Annotated in this window: 2 protein-coding genes; both read left to right on the top strand. The window is 42.4% G+C overall.

The features are described from left to right. Positions 1–477, top strand: a 477-nt coding sequence (locus NE619_RS17920) for a hypothetical protein (RefSeq protein ID WP_330640853.1), incomplete at its 5' end; no start/stop codon positions are given. Next, positions 461–714, top strand: a 254-nt coding sequence (locus NE619_RS17915) for a hypothetical protein (RefSeq protein WP_330640852.1), incomplete at its 3' end; no start/stop codon positions are given. The genes NE619_RS17920 and NE619_RS17915, both read left to right, overlap by 17 nt.

Below are 714 nucleotides of genomic sequence, written 5' to 3'. Positions count from 1 at the left end.
ATTACGGAATGCAGGAAAGTAATTATTGTAGACGAGAAAATATACAGCAATGCGGATTTAACTATTCCTCTTGCGCCATCAGATACCGTAAATAATTTCATTGATTTTTTGGAACGCAACCGGCAGGAATGGGGATTTGCAAAGGATGTCTTTATAGATTCTGCCGATCAGGCAACCATAACAGAATTGAAAAAATATAAACGACTACATAGCAGTATATATAATTTTATTCCTGCGTATAAAAAGACGAAGATTATCGACCGGATCAAGTTGCAGCTGTCTTGGCTGCATACCGAGGTGTATTTAGTATTGAGCCACTGTGCGGCGCACGTACACGAACTTGAGATTTACAGCTGGAGAGAAGATAAGGACAATGAACCGGAAGATGGGAACGACCACACAATCAATGCGAGCCAATATGGGTGGCTGCCATATAAGATGCTGATAGGAGATGGAGAAGATGAGGTGGTGGAATAACATCATGGACAATGTAAAAGATGGAATCAGGAGCTGGCTCAGCATTCAGCCCGCTAATCCAAAGAAAATAAACATCACAGAAACGATGGATTATGAAAGTAACGCGATCAAAAATAGGATCTGGTATCGGGGAGACGGCGGCGAACTGGAGCAGCTATACAGCAATTTAGGTATCAATTCAGCGCGAAACAACTTCTGGGCAAGCAAAAGCAGCCCGGGAATGGAGATCAACAAGAT

Source organism: Anaerovorax odorimutans (genome assembly GCF_024459955.1).
GTDB classification, from domain to species: Bacteria; Bacillota; Clostridia; order Peptostreptococcales; family Anaerovoracaceae; genus Hominibacterium; species Hominibacterium odorimutans_A.
Note: the sequence above shows the minus strand (reverse complement) of the source record. Positions and strands in the feature narration are given on the sequence as shown.